The sequence below is a fragment of the Methyloceanibacter marginalis genome (assembly GCF_001723295.1).
In the GTDB taxonomy this organism is placed as follows: Bacteria; Pseudomonadota; Alphaproteobacteria; order Rhizobiales; family Methyloligellaceae; genus Methyloceanibacter; species Methyloceanibacter marginalis.
In genome coordinates, this window is record NZ_LPWD01000424.1 from 1 (window position 1) to 16,094 (window position 16,094).

General features: G+C 65.3%; 16 protein-coding genes and 2 pseudogenes. 8 read left to right on the forward strand and 10 right to left on the reverse strand.

The annotated features are described in order from the left end of the window. From AUC71_RS14570 to AUC71_RS18935, 3 genes are all read left to right on the forward strand, one after another. Nucleotides 1-717: SOS response-associated peptidase (locus AUC71_RS14570; RefSeq protein WP_141701739.1), on the forward strand; the 717-nt coding region annotated here is incomplete at its 5' end. Nucleotides 718-742: 25 nt separating this feature from the next. Beyond that, on the forward strand, nt 743-1,633 hold the full coding sequence (locus AUC71_RS14575; protein WP_069624821.1) for a polyphosphate kinase 2 family protein: 891 nt from the start codon (nt 743-745) through the stop codon (nt 1,631-1,633). Between the two features lie 449 nt (nt 1,634-2,082). Then, on the forward strand, nt 2,083-2,322 hold the full coding sequence (locus AUC71_RS18935; RefSeq protein ID WP_141701740.1) for a hypothetical protein: 240 nt from the start codon (nt 2,083-2,085) through the stop codon (nt 2,320-2,322). Nucleotides 2,323-2,369: 47 nt separating this feature from the next. Here AUC71_RS18935 and AUC71_RS14580 read toward each other — a convergent pair whose 3' ends face one another. The 3 genes and pseudogenes from AUC71_RS14580 to AUC71_RS14585 all read right to left on the reverse strand — a co-directional run bounded on the left by AUC71_RS14580 (nt 2,370) and on the right by AUC71_RS14585 (nt 5,457). Further along, nucleotides 2,370-2,927 (reverse strand): O-methyltransferase, encoded by a 558-nt coding sequence (locus AUC71_RS14580; protein WP_244500986.1) that lies wholly within the window; start codon nt 2,925-2,927, stop codon nt 2,370-2,372. A 140-nt stretch (nt 2,928-3,067) separates the two neighbouring features. Next, nucleotides 3,068-4,497, reverse strand: a pseudogene (locus tag AUC71_RS18170) (FAD-binding oxidoreductase); the annotation flags it as partial. Nucleotides 4,498-4,506: 9 nt separating this feature from the next. Continuing rightward, nucleotides 4,507-5,457: an L-threonylcarbamoyladenylate synthase gene (locus tag AUC71_RS14585; RefSeq protein WP_069624823.1), complete on the reverse strand. Its 951-nt coding sequence runs from the start codon at nt 5,455-5,457 to the stop codon at nt 4,507-4,509. A 78-nt stretch (nt 5,458-5,535) separates the two neighbouring features. Here AUC71_RS14585 and AUC71_RS14590 point away from each other — a divergent pair, with 78 nt between their 5' ends. From AUC71_RS14590 to dxs, 3 genes are all read left to right on the forward strand, one after another. Then, nucleotides 5,536-6,462 carry a histone deacetylase family protein gene (locus AUC71_RS14590; protein WP_069624824.1) on the forward strand — a complete coding sequence of 309 codons (927 nt, stop codon included), beginning with the start codon at nt 5,536-5,538 and terminating at the stop codon, nt 6,460-6,462. A gap of 30 nt (nt 6,463-6,492) precedes the next feature. Continuing rightward, nucleotides 6,493-6,747, forward strand: coding sequence for an exodeoxyribonuclease VII small subunit (locus tag AUC71_RS14595; protein WP_069624825.1), 255 nt, complete (start codon nt 6,493-6,495; stop codon nt 6,745-6,747). 161 nt (nt 6,748-6,908) lie between these two features. Further along, nucleotides 6,909-8,837, forward strand: a complete 1,929-nt coding sequence (gene dxs, locus AUC71_RS14600; protein ID WP_069624826.1) for a 1-deoxy-D-xylulose-5-phosphate synthase — start codon at nt 6,909-6,911, stop codon at nt 8,835-8,837. Here the strand turns inward: dxs and AUC71_RS14605 are convergent. The 3 genes from AUC71_RS14605 to AUC71_RS14615 form a co-directional block, all read right to left on the reverse strand. After that, nucleotides 8,834-9,304 (reverse strand): hypothetical protein, encoded by a 471-nt coding sequence (locus tag AUC71_RS14605; protein WP_158007879.1) that lies wholly within the window; start codon nt 9,302-9,304, stop codon nt 8,834-8,836. The two genes, dxs and AUC71_RS14605, sit on opposite strands and share 4 nt — an antisense overlap. Nucleotides 9,305-9,446: 142 nt before the next feature. After that, complete coding sequence (locus tag AUC71_RS14610; protein WP_069624828.1) at nt 9,447-9,872, reverse strand: SET domain-containing protein-lysine N-methyltransferase; 426 nt, start codon at nt 9,870-9,872, stop codon at nt 9,447-9,449. Nucleotides 9,873-9,953: 81 nt separating this feature from the next. Next, the gene (locus tag AUC71_RS14615) at nt 9,954-10,538 is read right to left on the reverse strand and encodes an SET domain-containing protein (RefSeq protein WP_069624829.1); all 585 of its coding nucleotides are present in this window, start codon (nt 10,536-10,538) and stop codon (nt 9,954-9,956) included. Nucleotides 10,539-10,664: 126 nt separating this feature from the next. On the opposite strand from AUC71_RS14615, the gene AUC71_RS14620 reads away from it, so the two are divergent. Together AUC71_RS14620 and AUC71_RS14625 are read left to right on the forward strand one after the other, a co-directional pair. Further along, the gene (locus AUC71_RS14620) at nt 10,665-11,411 is read left to right on the forward strand and encodes a TlyA family RNA methyltransferase (protein WP_069624830.1); all 747 of its coding nucleotides are present in this window, start codon (nt 10,665-10,667) and stop codon (nt 11,409-11,411) included. Beyond that, nucleotides 11,401-12,627, forward strand: a complete 1,227-nt coding sequence (locus tag AUC71_RS14625) for a class I SAM-dependent RNA methyltransferase (RefSeq protein ID WP_244500989.1) — start codon at nt 11,401-11,403, stop codon at nt 12,625-12,627. The genes AUC71_RS14620 and AUC71_RS14625 overlap by 11 nt, the downstream gene beginning before the upstream one ends. A gap of 32 nt (nt 12,628-12,659) precedes the next feature. Here AUC71_RS14625 and AUC71_RS14630 read toward each other — a convergent pair. The 4 genes and pseudogenes from AUC71_RS14630 to aroC all read right to left on the reverse strand — a co-directional run bounded on the left by AUC71_RS14630 (nt 12,660) and on the right by aroC (nt 15,471). Then, a pseudogene (locus tag AUC71_RS14630) lies at nt 12,660-13,360 on the reverse strand (NAD-dependent deacylase). Further along, on the reverse strand, nt 13,357-13,833 hold the full coding sequence (locus AUC71_RS14635; RefSeq protein ID WP_158007880.1) for a DUF4166 domain-containing protein: 477 nt from the start codon (nt 13,831-13,833) through the stop codon (nt 13,357-13,359). The pseudogene AUC71_RS14630 and the gene AUC71_RS14635 overlap by 4 nt, the downstream one beginning before the upstream one ends. A gap of 62 nt (nt 13,834-13,895) precedes the next feature. Beyond that, complete coding sequence (locus AUC71_RS14640; RefSeq protein ID WP_069624833.1) at nt 13,896-14,369, reverse strand: thiol-disulfide oxidoreductase DCC family protein; 474 nt, start codon at nt 14,367-14,369, stop codon at nt 13,896-13,898. 10 nt (nt 14,370-14,379) lie between these two features. Then, a complete protein-coding gene (gene aroC / locus AUC71_RS14645; protein ID WP_069624834.1) occupies nt 14,380-15,471 on the reverse strand; it encodes a chorismate synthase in 1,092 nt (363 codons plus the stop codon). Nucleotides 15,472-16,094: the final 623 nt, after the last annotated feature.

The following is a 16,094-nucleotide window of genomic DNA, read 5'->3' on the forward strand; positions in this document are numbered from 1 at the left end:
GATTATGATTGCCAAAGCATTACCGGAAGACTCTGTATGTGCTCCCGCTACAATCTGACCTCGCCTCCGGAGGCCGTGCGGGCCTATTTCGGCTACGCCGACACCCCCAACTTCCCGGCGCGCTACAACATTGCCCCGACGCAAGGCATTCCCGTCGTGCTGCTCGACGAAGCGGGCGCGCGCCGGTTCCGGTTGATGCGCTGGGGGTTGCTGCCCGGCTTCGTCAAGGACCCGAAGAAATTTCCGACCCTGATCAACGCCCGCTCGGAAGAGGTGCTGGCGAAGCCATCCTTCCGCCATGCGGTGCGCCGAAGGCGCTGCCTGATCCCGGCCGACGGCTTCTACGAGTGGACGGGGCCGAAAGGGAAAAGGCGGCCGTTCCACTTGATGCCGCATCCGCCGCGCTTGATCGCCTTTGCCGGGCTGTATGAGCGCTGGCAGGATCCCCGAGGCGGCGAGCTCGACACGGTCACCATTCTCACCTGCGCGGCCAACCGTACCGTGGCCGCGTTGCACGATCGTATGCCCGTGATCCTCGATCCGGAACAATACGAGGATTGGCTCGATGCCAAGCGGGTCAGCGCCGAGGAAGCCCTTGCCATGATCGGCCCCGCCGCCGACGATCTGTTCGAAGCGGTCGAGCTCGATCCGAAGATCAACGATTCACGCAAAGACGAGCCCGGCATCCAAGAGCCGTTGCAGCTGCGGCTGCTCTAAAGGCGAAAGCGAGAAGGGGAGGAGCATGCTGCCAGACAAGATCATCGAGCGTTACCGCGTCACCGATGGGGATAAGTTCAAGCTCAAGGATTTCGACCCCGGCGACACCGGCGATGTCGACTTCGACAAGGAGGACGGCAAGGAGATCTTGGAAGTCGGCGTCAAGAAGCTCGCCAGGCTTCAGGAGCGCCTCTACGCGGAAGGCAAGTGGGCCATTCTCATGGTGCTGCAAGGCATCGACACGGCCGGCAAGGACGGCGTCATCAAGCATGTGCTGTCAGGCGTCAATCCGCAGGGCTGCTCCGTGCACTCCTTCAAGCAGCCGAGCCATCTCGAGCTCGCGCACGACTTTCTCTGGCGCTGCACCGTCGCGCTACCGATCCGCGGCCGCATTGGGATCTTCAACCGGTCCTACTATGAGGAGACCATCGTGGTGCGTGTGCATCCCGAGCTTCTGGAGAAGCAGAACATTCCGGAGAAGCTCGTGAGCAAGGACATTTGGAAAGAGCGCTACCAGGACATCAATGATTGGGAACGGCACCTTGTGCGAAGCGGGACCGTGCCGCTCAAATTCTTCCTGAACATCTCGAAGGAGGAGCAACTGAAGCGACTGCTCGCCCGGGTCGACGATCCGGACAAGACCTGGAAGTTCTCTCCCTACGACGTCGAGGAGCGAAAGCTGTGGGACCAGTATCAAGAGGTCTATGAGGACACGATCCGCAATACCGCGACCAAGCATGCGCCGTGGTATGTGGTGCCGTGCGACAAGAAGTGGTTCGCCCGGCTTGTCGTCGCCGGTGCGCTCATAGAGCAGTTGGAGAAGCTAGACCTTGAGTTCCCCAAGGTCAGCGACGAAGACATGAAGGCCATCGAAGCGGCGCACGCCGAATTGCTGGCGGAGACGAAGGATCGCTAACGGCGCGCGCGAGCCGCAAACAGCATTACAAGGACGCGGGTCATACAGCGCAATCGGTTAGCCTCGGCAAAAAGTTATCCAGCAGTAGCTGCCGCGAGGCGTGCGCTTGGCGCATTCAAGCAAAGCCTTGCTTTCCGCCCAGCCACAAGACGCGTGCTGACCCCACCCCCACGCAGAACTGCTCCGAGCCTCGCAATAGCAAGCAAACGCCTGAGAGGGCATCGCCGAAACTGCAACGACGGCGACGGCGGCCGATGCAAGGGCTAAGCTAAGTTTTTTCAAGCTAACCTCCCATGTACTGCGCGCAACTGAACTGCGCTCAAGTTTCGGACCGCTATCGGCCTGAACAAAATTTAATAGCCGGCGTCACCATCGAGGGATTGGAGGGTAACGCCCTGTGTGATAGCGATAGGTGTGTCCGAGAAAGGATAACGTAGAGGATCCGCAACATGAACCGCAAACTCTCGTTACCGACGATTTGTTTCGCCGTCACGGCCCTCGCCCTCGCGGCCAATCCCGTATACGCCGCAGATGAGGAAGTGAGCGGAGAGGGCGGAGAAGGCGGAGGTCAACAGGCGACTGCAGCGGAAATGCCGGAGATTTGCCAGAAGCAGGCCGCCAATCGCACCTTACCGGCGATGACAAAGAAGACTATCTCAAGAAGTGCAACGCTCCGCAAAGCCAAGTGACCCGTAGCGCCACGCGCAAGATGGAAGGCCAACTCTAAGCTCGGAGCTTAGTCCGGCTCCGCAATCACCCGCACGATCGCGAGCCCGTCATGGCCCTTATTGCCCACGGTCTGTATGGCCGTGGCGGTCACGCGCGGGTCGGCGGCAACGCGCGCATAGAAGCCCCGTAAGCCCTTCACATGCTTGTTCTCGCTCTGCGCGGCGAGGATCGCGCCTTCGCGCACCACGTTGTCGACGACGATGAGCGTGCCTTTGCGCGAGAGTTTCACGGCCCAATCGAAATAGTCCGGCGTACTTGGCTTGTCGGCATCGATAAAAATGAGATCGAACGGCCCGGCATGTTCGGCGTGCAGCGCAGCGAGCGTGTCGAGCGCCGCGCCCACGCGCACCTCGATGCGGTCGGCGAGGCCGGCGTTCTCGAAGTTCTTGCGGGCCACTGCTGCATGTCCGGGATCGAGCTCGAGCGTGACGACACGCCCGCCGTCGGCGAGCCCCCGCGCCAGCCAGATGGTGCTGTAGCCGCCAAGGGTGCCAATCTCGAGGATGTTCCGCGCGCCGAGCGATGCGGCCAGCATCATCAGGAGCTTGCCTTGCAGCGGCGCCACCTGGATCTCGGGCAGTCCGGCGGCTTCGCTTGCCGCAAGCGTCGCGTCGAGGGCCGGATCGTCATCGAGGAAGTTTTCGGCGATATAGTCGTCGATCGCGATCCACTTGTCGTCTTGGGTCTTGTGCGGAGGTTTTTCACTAGCAGCTTGCCCGGATTGAGAATGCCGTTCGGGTCGAAACTCTCCTTGATCTTGCGCATCAGCGCGACCGCCACTTCGCCCTTGGCGTGGGGCAGAAGATCACGCTTCATGCGGCCGATGCCGTGCTCGGCGCTGATCGAGCCGTTGAGATCGAGCACGATCTCATGCACCGCCGTGTTCAGCGTCTCCCAGTTGGCGAGGAACACGTCCTTGTCCATGCCGATGGGCTGACTCACGTTGTAGTGAATATTGCCGTCACCGAGATGACCGAAGGGTACGGGCCGGGCACCGGGGATCATCAGCTCCACGAGCTGGTCGGCGCGGGCGATGAACTCCGGCACACGCGCCACCGGCACCGACACGTCGTGCTTGATGCTGCCGCCTTCAGGCTTCTGCGCTTCGCTCATCAGCTCGCGCAAGCGCCACAAATCCTGCGCTTGCTTGATCGAGGTGGCGACAATGGCGTCGGCGATCTCGCCGCCTTCGATCGCTTCCTGGAGCAGCGTCTCGGCCAGAAGGTGCGGTTCCTCGCCCACGCGCGGGCTCGTCAAGTCGAACAGCAGATACCAGGCGTGTGGGGCGGGGAAGGGCTCGCGCGTGTCGTTGCCGTGCTTCACCGCGAATTCGATGCCGATGCGTGGCAGAATCTCGAGGCCGTCAACATCGGCCCCCGGCCTCATGCACCCGGGTGAAGAATTCCGCGCGCGCGCCAGATCGTTCAATCCCGCCATGCAGGTCACCCGCTCCTTGGGACGCGGGAACAGGCGCAGCACCGCCGCGGTGATAACGCCCAGCGTACCTTCCGAACCGATGAATAGGTCCTTGAGGTCGTAACCCGTGTTGTCCTTGCGCAGCGCTTTCAGCCCGTGCCAAACGCGCCCGTCGGCCAGCACGACTTCGAGGCCGAGCGCCAGGTCGCGCGCACTGCCGTAGGCGAGCACGGCAAGGCCGCCGGCATTGGTCGCGAGCACGCCGCCGATCTGGCAGCTTCCTTCCGAGGCGAGGCTCAATGGAAACAGGCGATGCGCGCTCTCGGCCACTTGCTGCGCCATGGCGAGCGTCAGGCCCGCCTCCACGGTCATGGTGTTCGACGCGAGGTCCACGTCGCGCACGTGGTTGAGACGCGTGAGCGAGAGAACGACTTGGCTGCCGCTCTCATCGGGGATTTGCGCGCCGACGAGGCCCGTATTCCCGCCTTGCGGCACGATGCCGACCCGCGCCGCGTTGGCGCATTTGAGGATCGCGGCGACCTCGTCGGTTGAACCGGGCCTGAGCACGAGCGCCGCTTGGCCGCGATAGCGGTCGCGCATTCGGTCAGATACGGGGCCATGCCGGCTTCGTCGCGTAAGGCATGCTGAGCGCCGACGATACGCACCAGCGTCTCGATGGTGTCGGCGGTCGGCGGGAGGAGCTTCGGGGTCTCGCTCATGGGTGAGGGCTAGCGCGCCTTGGCCGCGCGCCGCAAGCGGTCGTTGATGGCCTCGCCCAGCCCCTGGTCGGGAACAGGCATGACGGCGATGCGTGAGGCGCCCGATTGGTCGAGCGCCCGCAAGCTGGCGAAGAGTTTCGTCGCGGCTTCCGCCAGATCGGCGGCGGCGCTCAGATTGATGGTCGTGAGCGCGCCTTGTGGCGCCGATGGCCCGAACGCCAGCAGCGCTTCGTCCGGCTCCACCTCCGTGGCGTCGAGCCGCAACGGCGTATTCGGCGCGTAGTGGCGTACGAGCTGGCCTGGGGAAGCGATGGGCGCGTCCTCGTCCGCCAGCGCAATCGGATGTCCCAGAACAGCCTCGATCTCTTGACGGGGCACGGCGCCGAGCCGCAGCAGCGCCGGTGTCTCGCCCGTGACGCGCACCACCGTCGACTCCAGACCGCGCGCGCATGGTCCGCCGTCGAGGATCATCGCGGGAAGATCGCCGAGCTCCGCCGCCACGTGGGTTGCGTCTGTTGGGCTGATTCCGCCCGGACCGGTTGGCGGAGGGCGCAGCGATGGGCAGCTGCGTTGCTTGAGCAGAGCTTGCGCAATCGCGTGGTTCGGTGCGCGCAGCGCCATCGTGTCGAGGCCGGCCGTGACAAGATCCGCGATGCCGCTTGCCGGACGCTTTGGCAGGACCAGCGACAGCGGGCCAGGCCAGAACGCCTCCGCCAGCTTCCGCGCCGTATCGTCGAAAGGCGCATAGGTCTCCGCCGCCGCGATATCGGGCACGTGCACGATGAGCGGGTTGAAACGCGGCCGGTCCTTGGCCGCGAAGACTTTCGTGACGGCGCGCGCGTCGCGTGCGTCGGCGCCGAGCCCATAGACGGTCTCGGTGGGAAAGGCCACGATCTCACCGCGGGCAAGCGCCTGCGCGGCTTGGGAAATGGCCTCTTCGGTGGCGGGGAGAACGGGCATGGTCGGTCCCCATTTCGCGTGTTACCAGGGGCGGGTCAAGCTGTCGCCCGCGCAACTCTCGGCTATCATGACCGGCCTATGACCACGCTGCTTCTCACCCATCCCGCTTGTTTGGAACACGATACGGGCTTCGGCCATCCCGAGCGTGCCGACCGCCTGCGCGCCATCGAGGATGCGCTGGCCGGCAAGGACTTCGCGGACCTGAAGCGCGAGCGGGCGCCGCGTGCCGATCTCGACGCCATCGAGCGCCTGCATCCCAAGGCCTATGTGGAGATGGTGCAGGCGGAGATTCCCAAGCAGAATCACAACTGGCTCGACCCGGACACGGTGGTGTCGCCGGGAAGCTGGGAGGCGGTCTTGCGCGCCACAGGCGCCGTGCTCCGCGCCGTGGATCAAGTGGCCACCGGCGAGGCCGACAATGCGTTCTGCGCCGTTCGTCCGCCGGGCCATCATGCCGAACCCTCGAAGGCCATGGGCTTCTGCCTGTTCAACTCGGTGGCGGTGGGGGCGCTCCACGCGCGCGCCAAGCACGGCGCGAAGCGCATTGCGGTGATCGATTTCGACGTGCATCACGGCAACGGCACCCAGGCCGCCTTCTGGGAGGACAAGGATTTGTTCTACGGCTCCAGCCACCAGATGCCGCTGTTTCCGGGGACCGGCGCCAAGGACGAGACGGGCGTCGGCAATATCTGCAACGCGCCTCTTTCGCCCGGCGACGGGAGCGAGGATTTCCGCGCCGCCTTCGAGGCGCGCATCCTGCCCGCGCTCGACAAGTTCGCGCCGGACTTCCTCCTGGTCTCCGCCGGCTTCGATGCGCATTTGAAAGACCCGCTGGCCCAGATCAGGCTGTTGGAGCCGGATTTCGCCTGGGTCACCGAGAAACTGATGGCGGCGGCCGCGAAACACGCCGGCGGCAAGCTCGTTTCGACCCTCGAAGGCGGCTACGATCTGGAGGCGCTCGCCGATTCGAGCGCGGTCCATGTCAAAACCCTGATGGGTGCTTGAGGCGTCCAAACGAAAGAGTTAAGCCAAGCCATGGCCACCCCCACCGAAACCGACATCAAGACCATGAGCTTCGAAGCCGCGCTCAAGGAGCTCGAGACCATCGTCGATCGCCTGGAGAAGGGCGATGTGGAGCTCGAAGCCTCGATTCTGATCTACGAGCGGGGCGAGGCCCTGCGCGCCCATTGCGACGGGCTGCTGCGCCAGGCGGAGGCGCGCGTGGAGAAGATCACCCTCAATCAGAACGGCGAGCCGACCGGCGCCGAGCCGCTCGACGTGGAGGACTAGCGGGTCCCCGCCGCCGACAAACGCCTTGGGGCGGGGCGGTCTCTCCGCTAAGGTCCAAGGCCTTGCCGCCCGGGCTTCCGAAGGCCACATAGCAGGGGCCAATCAAGGTATAACGTGCTGATCCTTCTGGGGCTTTTTCCGGAACTTTGCTGGGGCAACATATGAGCGCTGAGACTGCCACGCCTTTGCTGGACACGATCCAGACGCCCAAGGACTTGCGCGGCCTTGCCGACGAGGAGCTGAAGCAGCTCGCCGACGAGCTGCGGCGGGAGACGGTGAGCGCGGTGTCCGTCACCGGCGGCCATCTCGGCGCAGGGCTGGGCGTGGTCGAGCTCACCGTGGCGCTGCATCACGTCTTCGACACGCCCCGCGACAAGCTGATTTGGGACGTCGGCCATCAGGCCTATCCGCATAAGATCCTGACCGGCCGCCGCGACCGCATCCGGACCCTGCGCCAGCCGGGCGGGCTGTCCGGCTTCTGCAAGCGCGCCGAGAGCGAATACGACACCTTCGGCGCCGGGCACTCCTCGACCTCGATCTCCGCCGGGCTGGGCATGGCCGTGGCCCGGGATCTTGCCGGCGGCTCGAACAATGTGATCGCCGTGATCGGCGACGGCGCCATGAGCGCGGGCATGGCCTATGAGGCCATGAACAATGCGGGCGCCATGGATTCGCGCCTGATCGTCATCCTCAACGACAACGACATGTCGATCGCCCCGCCCGTCGGCGCCATGAGCGCGCATCTGGCGCGGCTCATCTCCGGCGGTACCTATCGCAGCTTCCGCCGCTGGATGAAGCAGGCGGCCCACAAGCTTCTGCCCAAGAGCTGGTTCCGCCGCGCCGCCCGCGCCGAGGAGTTCACGCGCGGTTTCTGGACCGGCGGCACGCTGTTCGAGGAGCTCGGCTTCTACTATGTCGGCCCGATCGACGGGCACAATCTCGACCATTTGCTGCCCGTGCTGCGCAACGTGAAGAAGATGCAGAACGGGCCGATCCTGGTCCATGTGGTGACGCAGAAGGGCAAGGGCTACGGTCCGGCCGAGGAGTCCGCCGACAAATATCACGGCGTTGGCCGCTTCAACGTGGTCACCGGCACGCAAGAGAAAGTGCCGGCCGGCGGCCCGCCGAGCTATACCAAAGTGTTCGCCAAGGCGCTGATCGCCGAGGCGCGCGCCGACGACAAGATCGTCGCCATCACCGCGGCCATGCCGTCGGGCACCGGCCTCGATACGTTCGCCGAGAGCCTGCCCCAGCGCTGTTTCGACGTGGGCATCGCCGAGCAGCACGCCGTGACCTTTGCCGCAGGTCTCGCGGCGGAAGGCTATAAGCCCTTCGCGGCGATCTACTCGACCTTCCTCCAACGCGCCTACGACCAGGTGGTGCACGACGTGGCGGTGCAGAAACTGCCGGTGCGTTTCGCCATCGACCGTGCGGGGCTCGTCGGCGCCGACGGCCCAACCCATGCCGGCACTTTCGACACGGCGTTTCTTTCGTGCCTTCCGGGCATGATCGTCATGGCCGCCGCCGACGAGGCCGAACTGATGCATATGGTGGCCACCGCCGCCGCGATCGACGACCGGCCGTCGGCCTTTCGCTATCCGCGCGGCGAGGGCACGGGCGTGGCGCTACCCGAGCGGGGCACGCCGCTCGAGATCGGCAAGGGCCGCATCGTGCGCCAAGCTCCGCCGTGGCGCTTCTTTCGTTCGGGGCGCCGGCTGACCGAGTGCTTGAGCGCGGCCGACGAGCTGGCGGGCTATGGGCTCCCGGCCACCGTGGCCGATGCGCGCTTCGCCAAGCCCCTCGACATGGATCTCATTCGCGATCTCGCCAAGAATCACGAAGTGCTGATCACCGTGGAGGAGGGGTCCATGGGCGGCTTCGGCACGCAAGTGCTGCATGCGCTCGCGGGCGAAGGCCTGCTCGACCGCGGGCTGAAAGTCCGCACGCTCGGGCTCCCCGACCGCTTCATCGAGCAGGGCAAACCGCAGGCGATGTACGCGGAAGCCGGCCTCGATGCGCAAGGCATCGTCGCCGCGGTGTTCGCCGCGCTTGGCAAGGACGCCAAACCCGGCGCCGTCCGCCTCGCTTAGTTGAGCTTGCAGTCCTTGGCGAATTCGCTGACCGCCGCGAGGCGGCCGGGCTCGGAAAGATCGTTGCCGATCGCGCCGGTGGTCATCGACACTTGCCCTGTCTCGCTCAAGACCTTGAGAATGGGCTTCACCGCGATGTCGCCGGCCTCGAAGTAGATGACGCCGGTTCCATCTTCCTGCGCCGACTCGCCCGCCACCGACGTGGATTGGCCACCCGCGCTCAGCTTGATGGTGATGGCGTCGCCGGGCTCTCTTTGCGGGAAGTCCATATAGACCGAGAGCACGGCGATATTGACGCCGTTCAAGCAGGACAAAAGGAAGAGCGGCTTCTCCCGCTCATCGAGCGGCCCGTAGCGGAGCGTCACGAAGCTCCCGCTCGCTTTGGCCTGCCAGTGGTTGCTGCCTTGGGCATATGCCCCGTGCGCCATGCCGGCGAGCAGGGCGGCGGCGAGGAGGACAGGTAGCAAGAGGCGCTTTGTCATAGGACGCTCGCAAGGGACGATTTCAAGGCGCTCTTGCTTAGTCTACCAGGCTGACCTTGGCAAACGCGGCAAGGCGGAGGATGGTGGTTAACCCCTCTCTACAAGGCATCGCCAAAGCGAGATGCGGCTATGGCGCGGTGGCATTCAGCGGCTGCACGCGCGCGGCCGCCGCGATGTCCGGCATGAAGCCGACAAAGTCCGGATCGAACTCATGGTAGTTGCAGGTGATTTCCTCGCCGCGGGCGATATCGGCCAAGGCATAGCCCTTGTCGAAGATGCGAAAGTCGGTGTTGGGCGCCAGGCTGTGGTTCATGTACTTGCCGTTGTCCACGTCGATCACCCGGCAGCCCGGCATTTCCAAATGAGGATAGCTGTAGCGGGCGATGTAGCTCCGCACATGGGCAGGCAGGGACCCGAGCTCGATCTCGTTGACGAAGACGTCGAACTTCGGGTTGAGGCTCCAGATCAGGCTTCCACACGGCACGTATTCGTCAGAGTACACGCCGAGCCCTTCGATGGAACTCGGCGCCACATAGGTGCTGATAAGCAGCATAGTCGCGCTCCTAGGATTGACGCGGTTGGTTGGGGAGGAGGAGGGAAGGCGCTCTGAGGCGCCTGGGACACTCGCCGGGCTTCATCGGGTCCCGTCGGCGGCTTCGCCCGCAGTCAGCACGAGGGCCTGCTTGCGCCCTGGTCGGCGCCGTGCTTGCGCGCGCAAGGCGTCGATGCGCCTTTGAAGGTAAGGCGAGAAATGGCCGGCATAACGCTTCCACAAAACTGGATCGCGCCAGTCGTTACCCGTCACCTTGCCCCGGCACAGAGCCGAGCCGCAGGCGCAATCGAACTCGTCGTAGGGCGAGCCATCGCACATGGCGTAGTCGATGGTCACCTCCTCGCCGGGCAGGATACGCCGCAAGGCGACGATGGCGATCTGGCCGTCGAGCCCGGCGTTCGGCTCACAAGCGTGATTGATGAAGTCCGGAGGCTCGTTCTCGCTCGTCGAGGCGAGGAACAGATTCTCCTCGATCTGCACGGTGTGGTGCCTGATCGCCTCGGGCAGCGTATCGAGCGCGTCCGTGGTCACGATGCGGCCGCTCCACACGCCGACAAGCTCACCTGGCTCGATGACGGACCGGGCGAAGACGGCATAGCCGCCGGCTACGTCGCGATTTCGGACTTCGCATTTCTCGGTAAGGTAAGCCGTCGACTCTGGGCTCACGAGACCTCCGCGAGGGCGCGCTGAGCGGGGCGCTTCGCAGTATGTGTATGATGCGGTGGCGGCCGCTCCCGGCCTCGACCGCGCGCGAGGATTCCCGACGCGAAGCGAAGCATATGAGAACCGAAATTGGCCAGCTACAAAAAAAGACGCATCGACCAAAGATTGGTGGAGGAGGGGCTGGCGCCCTCCCGGGCCCGCGCCGCGGACCTCGTGCGCCGGGGCTGCGTCACCGTGGCCGGAGTGCCTGCGTCGAAGCCGGGCGCCCTGGTGACCGACGAGGAGCCGCTCGCCGTGTCGGCGGAGGAGACCCAATACGTTTCCCGGGGCGGGCTCAAGCTCCAGGCGGGGCTCGAGGCCTTCGGGCTTTCGCCGGAGGGCCGGGTGGCGCTTGACGTTGGCGCATCGACCGGCGGCTTCACCGAGGTCTTGCTCGCGCGTGGCGCGGCCAAGGTCTACGCCGTGGATGTGGGCCGCGATCAGCTGCATGCGGTCTTGAAGGCCGACCCGCGAGCCGTCTCTCTGGAGGCGACCGATGCACGGCGGCTCGACGAGACGCTGATCGCTGAGCCCGTCGCGGCCATCGTCGCCGATGTGAGTTTCATCAGTCTGACCCAGGCGCTGCCGGCCGCCCTGAAACGCGCCGGCGAAAACGCTTGGCTGCTGGCACTGATCAAGCCGCAATTCGAGGCCGGCCGCGAGGCGGTGGGCAAAGGCGGCATCGTGCGTGACGAGAAGGACCGGGACCGGGCTATAGCCCGGGTCCGCGATTTTCTCGAAGACGAAGGCTGGCGGGTGCTCGGCGTGATCCAATCCCCTATCACCGGCCGCAGCGGCAATGTCGAGTTTCTCATCGGGGCATGCCGTGCCCATTGAGGTCGAGATCGACCGGCTCGGCGCCCAAGGCGATGGCGTGGCCGCAACCCCTGACGGTCCGCTCTTTGTGCCCTTCGCGCTGCCGGGCGAACGGGTCCGCATCGAGGTAGACGCCGACGGCAAGAACGCGACGCTTGTGGACGTGCTGGCGCGAAGTCCCGAACGGGTCGATCCGGTCTGTCCCCATTTCGGCATTTGCGGCGGCTGCACGCTTCAGCACCTGGAGACGGACGCTTATCTTACCTGGAAGCGCGATCTCGTGGTGCAGGCCCTGAGGTCCCGCGGTCTCGATACGAAGGTTGAGCCGGTGCGACCCGTGCCTCTGGGAAGCCGCCGCCGGGCAACGCTCTCGCTCGCCCGCGACGCACAAGGCCTCGTGCTCGGCTATCGCCGCGCCCGCTCGCACGACCTCATCGACATCGATGTTTGCCCCATCCTGTCCCCGGCGATCGTCTCGCGTATTCCCAAGCTGAAGGCGGTCTTGGCCCCGCTTCTCGGCAACAAGCGCGAAGCGCGTGTCGGCGTCACCGAAACCGGCACCGGCCTCGACGTTGTGGTGCACGGTGTTCGGCCAAAAGAAACCGCGCTCGCCAAGCTCGCGGCGGAGGCCGGAAAGCTTGGCGTCGCGCGCGTCACGGTCGACGGCGACAGCCTCTTATTGGCCGCGCCCAGCGTGCGGCTCGGGCCGGCGCAGGTGAAGCCGCCTCCCGATGCATTCCTCCAGGCGGTCCCGCAAGCCGAAGCGGTCATGACGGAGCTCGTGCTGGCGGGCATCGGCAAGGCGAAGCGTGTCGCCGATCTTTTTTCCGGGCTTGGCACCTTCACCTTCCCGTTGGCGGAATTGTGCGCCGTCGACGCATACGAGTCCGACGAGGCGGCGCTTGCGGCGCTCGCCGAAGCCGCCCGCCATTACGCCGAAGCTGAAACCGGTCCGCACCATGCGCGCGACCTGTTCCGCATGCCTCTCGGGCCGCAGGAGCTGAAGCCGTATGATGCGGTGGTCTTCGATCCGCCGCGCGCGGGGCCGGCGGCGCAAGCCGAGCAGCTCGCGAAGTCCAAGGTGAAACGCCTGGTCGCCGTGTCCTGCAATCCGGGCACGCTCGCCCGCGATCTCCGTATTTTGGTCGACGGCGGCTACCGCATCACCAGGGTCGTGCCCGTCGACCAGTTTCTGTTTTCCGGCCATGTCGAGACGGTCGCGCATCTGACGCGCTGAGTCCTTTCATGCCGACGAGGCGGATGACAGCGTCAGCCATTGAGCAATTTCTCGACGAAGGCCGGCACCACCACCGTCGCCAGGCCGTAATGGACCTCGGCGAACAGGCTCGCCCCTTCGGACGGATCGAGATTGAGCTCGACGGTATGCGCACCGGCGTTCTGCGCTTCGGCCACGAAGCGGCCGCCGGATAGACCGTGCCGCTCGTGCCGATGGCGACGAATAGGTCGCATCGGGAAAGAGCTTCGTAGATGCGCTCCATCTCCCGCGGCATCTCGCCGAACCAGACCACGTCGGGCCGGAGGAAGCCTGCCTTATGGCAGAGCGGGCAGGCAGTGGTGAGCGACAGGTCCCGATCCCAGGGCAGGCTCGTGCCGCAACGGGCACAGAGCGCGCGGGAGAGTTCCCCGTGCATGTGGATCAGGTGGGTGCAGCCGGCGGCCTCGTGCAGCCCGTCGATATTCTGGGTCACGGTCAGCACGTCGCCGGCGTAGTCCTGCTCGAGCCGCGCCAGAGCCGCATGGGCGGCGTTGGGCTTGGCGTTCTTCACCTTGGCGCGCCGCACATTGTAGAAGTCGTGAACCTTGACTGGGTTGCGGGCGAAGCCTTCCGGCGTCGCGACCTCTTCCACGTCGTACTGCTCCCACAGCCCATCCGCGTCGCGGAAGGTGCTGAGACCGCTTTCGGCGGACAGCCCCGCGCCGGTCAAGATGACGATGCGCTCGAACGTCATGTCCCGTCCGTCGTTTCCAGCCATCCTTCGTAGCTCTGAATCAGCACGCCCCACAGACGCATGACAACTTTGAATCGATAGACGCCCCCTTCGGCGCTCTCGCGAACGTCTAGGTCCGGCCACAAGACTCCCGGAAGCGATAAACCGAGCAGACGATAGCCTTCCGGGATTTGCTGCACGCCGGTTTCGTCGGGGACGAGCCGCAAGATTGCCGTCACCGGGCCGAGGGTTTCCTCGATCGTGGCCGGCGCTTTCCCTGGTCGCACGCGGGTGTCGAGCGGAAAATCGCCGAACCGACGGCGCCAGATTTCGCCGTCCTCGTTGGCCGTCATCTCGACCGTCACGGGAACCTGTTCGTCCGCGGGAGGAAGACCGGCGGCGGCGCGGACGACTTTCGCGATAAATGATCGCCCCACCCTAATTGTTGCGGCGCCCTGCCGGGTCCGTCCCGCGCCGATGTCGTGCAGCAGCACGATGGGGCGCGGAATTTCAGCCAAAGCATCACCGTACACACGATGGAACAGAGGCCGACGTGTCATCCGATCAGTCTTTCGCCAATGGCATCAGTCCGATCGGCCGGACAGGCATCATAGCGGCCGAACAGGCGATACCGATTCTTGGCGATACGGTCATAGAGCCAATCGCGCATCGGGCGCGGCAATCCGAGGATCAATCGCACGGTGGGCCATGCGCCGCCCAGCTGGCTCACGATGTGAACGAACGCCTCCATCCGCCCGTACGCTCGTCCGTCTTGGATCAGCAGGTTGGTTTCGTAGTCGACATCGTCCAGTCCGTAGTGGCGGTAGAGCGCTTCGCCGAGAGGAGACTGGGCCTCCGCGAAACGAAAACGCTTGGCAACGTCACGTTTGGCCACGAACCGCGCGAATCCGTTGCAGAGCACGCAAACGCCATCGAACACGATCAATGGCGTTTCGTCTGGAAAGTCGGGAACCGAGGGATCGTCGCGGTAGGAGTAAGTTGAGAAGGAATCGAGCTGCCCTCGTGCCATGTCGGCAGGCTTAGCCCTGGCCGGTCTGGCCGCGGTGGCGCAGATAATGGTCGGCTAGCACGAGCGCCATCATCGCCTCGCCGATCGGCACGGCGCGGATGCCGACGCAGGGGTCGTGGCGCCCTTTGGTCGAGACCTCGGTGTCGCTGCCGGACATATCAATGGTCTTGCGCGTGTTGAGGATCGAGGACGTGGGTTTCACCGCGAAGCGCGCGACCACTGGCTGACCCGTCGAGATACCGCCGAGAATGCCGCCCGCATTGTTGGACATGAACTCCGGCGTGCCGTTCGGGTGCATACGCATCTCGTCGGCGTTCTCCTCGCCCGAGAAGGCGGCCGAGGCGAAGCCGGCGCCGATCTCCACGCCCTTCACCGCATTGATGCTCATCAGGCCCGAGCAGATGTCCTGGTCGAGCTTGGCGTAGAGCGGCGCGCCGAGACCGACCGGCACGCCTTCGGCGACGACCTCGATCACGGCGCCCGCCGACGAGCCGCTCTTGCGGACCTCGTCGAGAAACGCCGCCCAGACCCTCGCCGTCTTGGCCTCGGGCAGAAGAAGGGGTTGTTGTCGACCTCGCCCCAGTCCCAGTCCGCCGCGGTCGACCTGGTGCGGGCCGATCTGCACCAGCGCGCCGCGCACCCGTAAGCCCGGCACGACTTTCCGCGCCACGGCGCCGGCGGCGACCCGCACCGCCGTCTCGCGGGCGGAAGCGCGCCCCGAGCCGCGCCAATCCCGCACGCCGTATTTCAGGAAATAGGTGTAGTCCGCGTGGCCGGGGCGGAACTTGTCCTTGATGTCCCCATAGTCCTTGGACCGCGCATCGACATTCTTGATCTGAAGCGCGATGGGCGTGCCGGTGGTGACCTTCTCGCCGTCTTCGGTCTCGAACACGCCGGACAGGATCTCGACCGTGTCGGGCTCCTTCCGCTGGGTGGTGTATTTCGACTGGCCGGGCCTGCGCTTGTCCAGGAAGGTCTGGATCTCCGCTTCGGTGATCGGAATGCCCGGCGGGCAGCCGTCGATCACGCAGCCGATGGCCGGCCCGTGGCTCTCGCCCCAGGTGGTGATGCGAAACAGGTGACCGAAGCTGTTGTGCGACATGGCGTCTCTCTAGCCGCTTCTAGTTGAGGGCGCGTGAAGGGTCAAACGCCCGCATTTCGGCGGTTTTGCCGGTTGAGACCTCTCAGGGTGCCACCCGGGCCTAGAAATGGACCCATCCTGGCCGCTTCATCTGCCAGTTTTCGTCTTATTTTTCCGTAGCTTGCGCGGCGCGCGGTTCTCGCGCGGACCGGCCGAGTCTTCGCCGGTCATCCACCCCAAAGAGTAACGAGTAAGGAGTAGCCGATGCGTGCTGCGCATGCGTTGTTCATGACGCTGACTGTTCTGATCCTGGCGAGCGCCCTGCCGCTCGCCCCCGCGAAAGCCTTCCCGTCGCCGTTCACCAAGAATGCCTCACCGGCGGCAGACCAGGGCGAGACCACGAGGTCCGGCAGGGCCGCCAAAACCACGAGGACCTCGGCCGGGCGCTACAGCGTCGGGGCGAAGCGGCGCGCTGGTGCGGCTGGTGGATGCGGACCCAGCTTGGCGGCGGTCCCGAATACAATCTCGCCCGGAACTGGGCCAATCGCGGCCGTCCCCTGAACGGCCCGCGCGTCGGCGCCGTCGTTGTCTGGTCGCACCACGTCGGCATGATCACCGGCCGTACCGAGAACGGACAGTGGATC

Excerpts from the sequence above, each read along its gene's own strand:
- AUC71_RS14575 (WP_069624821.1), top strand. The coding sequence starts at position 743 with ATGCTGCCAGACAAGATCATCGAGCGTTACCGCGTCACCGATGGGGAT.
- AUC71_RS18935 (WP_141701740.1), top strand. The coding sequence starts at position 2,083 with ATGAACCGCAAACTCTCGTTACCGACGATTTGTTTCGCCGTCACGGCC.
- AUC71_RS14585 (WP_069624823.1), bottom strand. The coding sequence starts at position 5,457 with ATGCCCGTTCTCCCCGCCACCGAAGAGGCCATTTCCCAAGCCGCGCAG.
- AUC71_RS14590 (WP_069624824.1), top strand. The coding sequence starts at position 5,536 with ATGACCACGCTGCTTCTCACCCATCCCGCTTGTTTGGAACACGATACG.
- AUC71_RS14595 (WP_069624825.1), top strand. The coding sequence starts at position 6,493 with ATGGCCACCCCCACCGAAACCGACATCAAGACCATGAGCTTCGAAGCC.
- dxs (WP_069624826.1), top strand. The coding sequence starts at position 6,909 with ATGAGCGCTGAGACTGCCACGCCTTTGCTGGACACGATCCAGACGCCC.
- AUC71_RS14610 (WP_069624828.1), bottom strand. The coding sequence starts at position 9,872 with ATGCTGCTTATCAGCACCTATGTGGCGCCGAGTTCCATCGAAGGGCTC.
- AUC71_RS14640 (WP_069624833.1), bottom strand. The coding sequence starts at position 14,369 with ATGGCACGAGGGCAGCTCGATTCCTTCTCAACTTACTCCTACCGCGAC.
- aroC (WP_069624834.1), bottom strand. The coding sequence starts at position 15,471 with ATGTCGCACAACAGCTTCGGTCACCTGTTTCGCATCACCACCTGGGGC.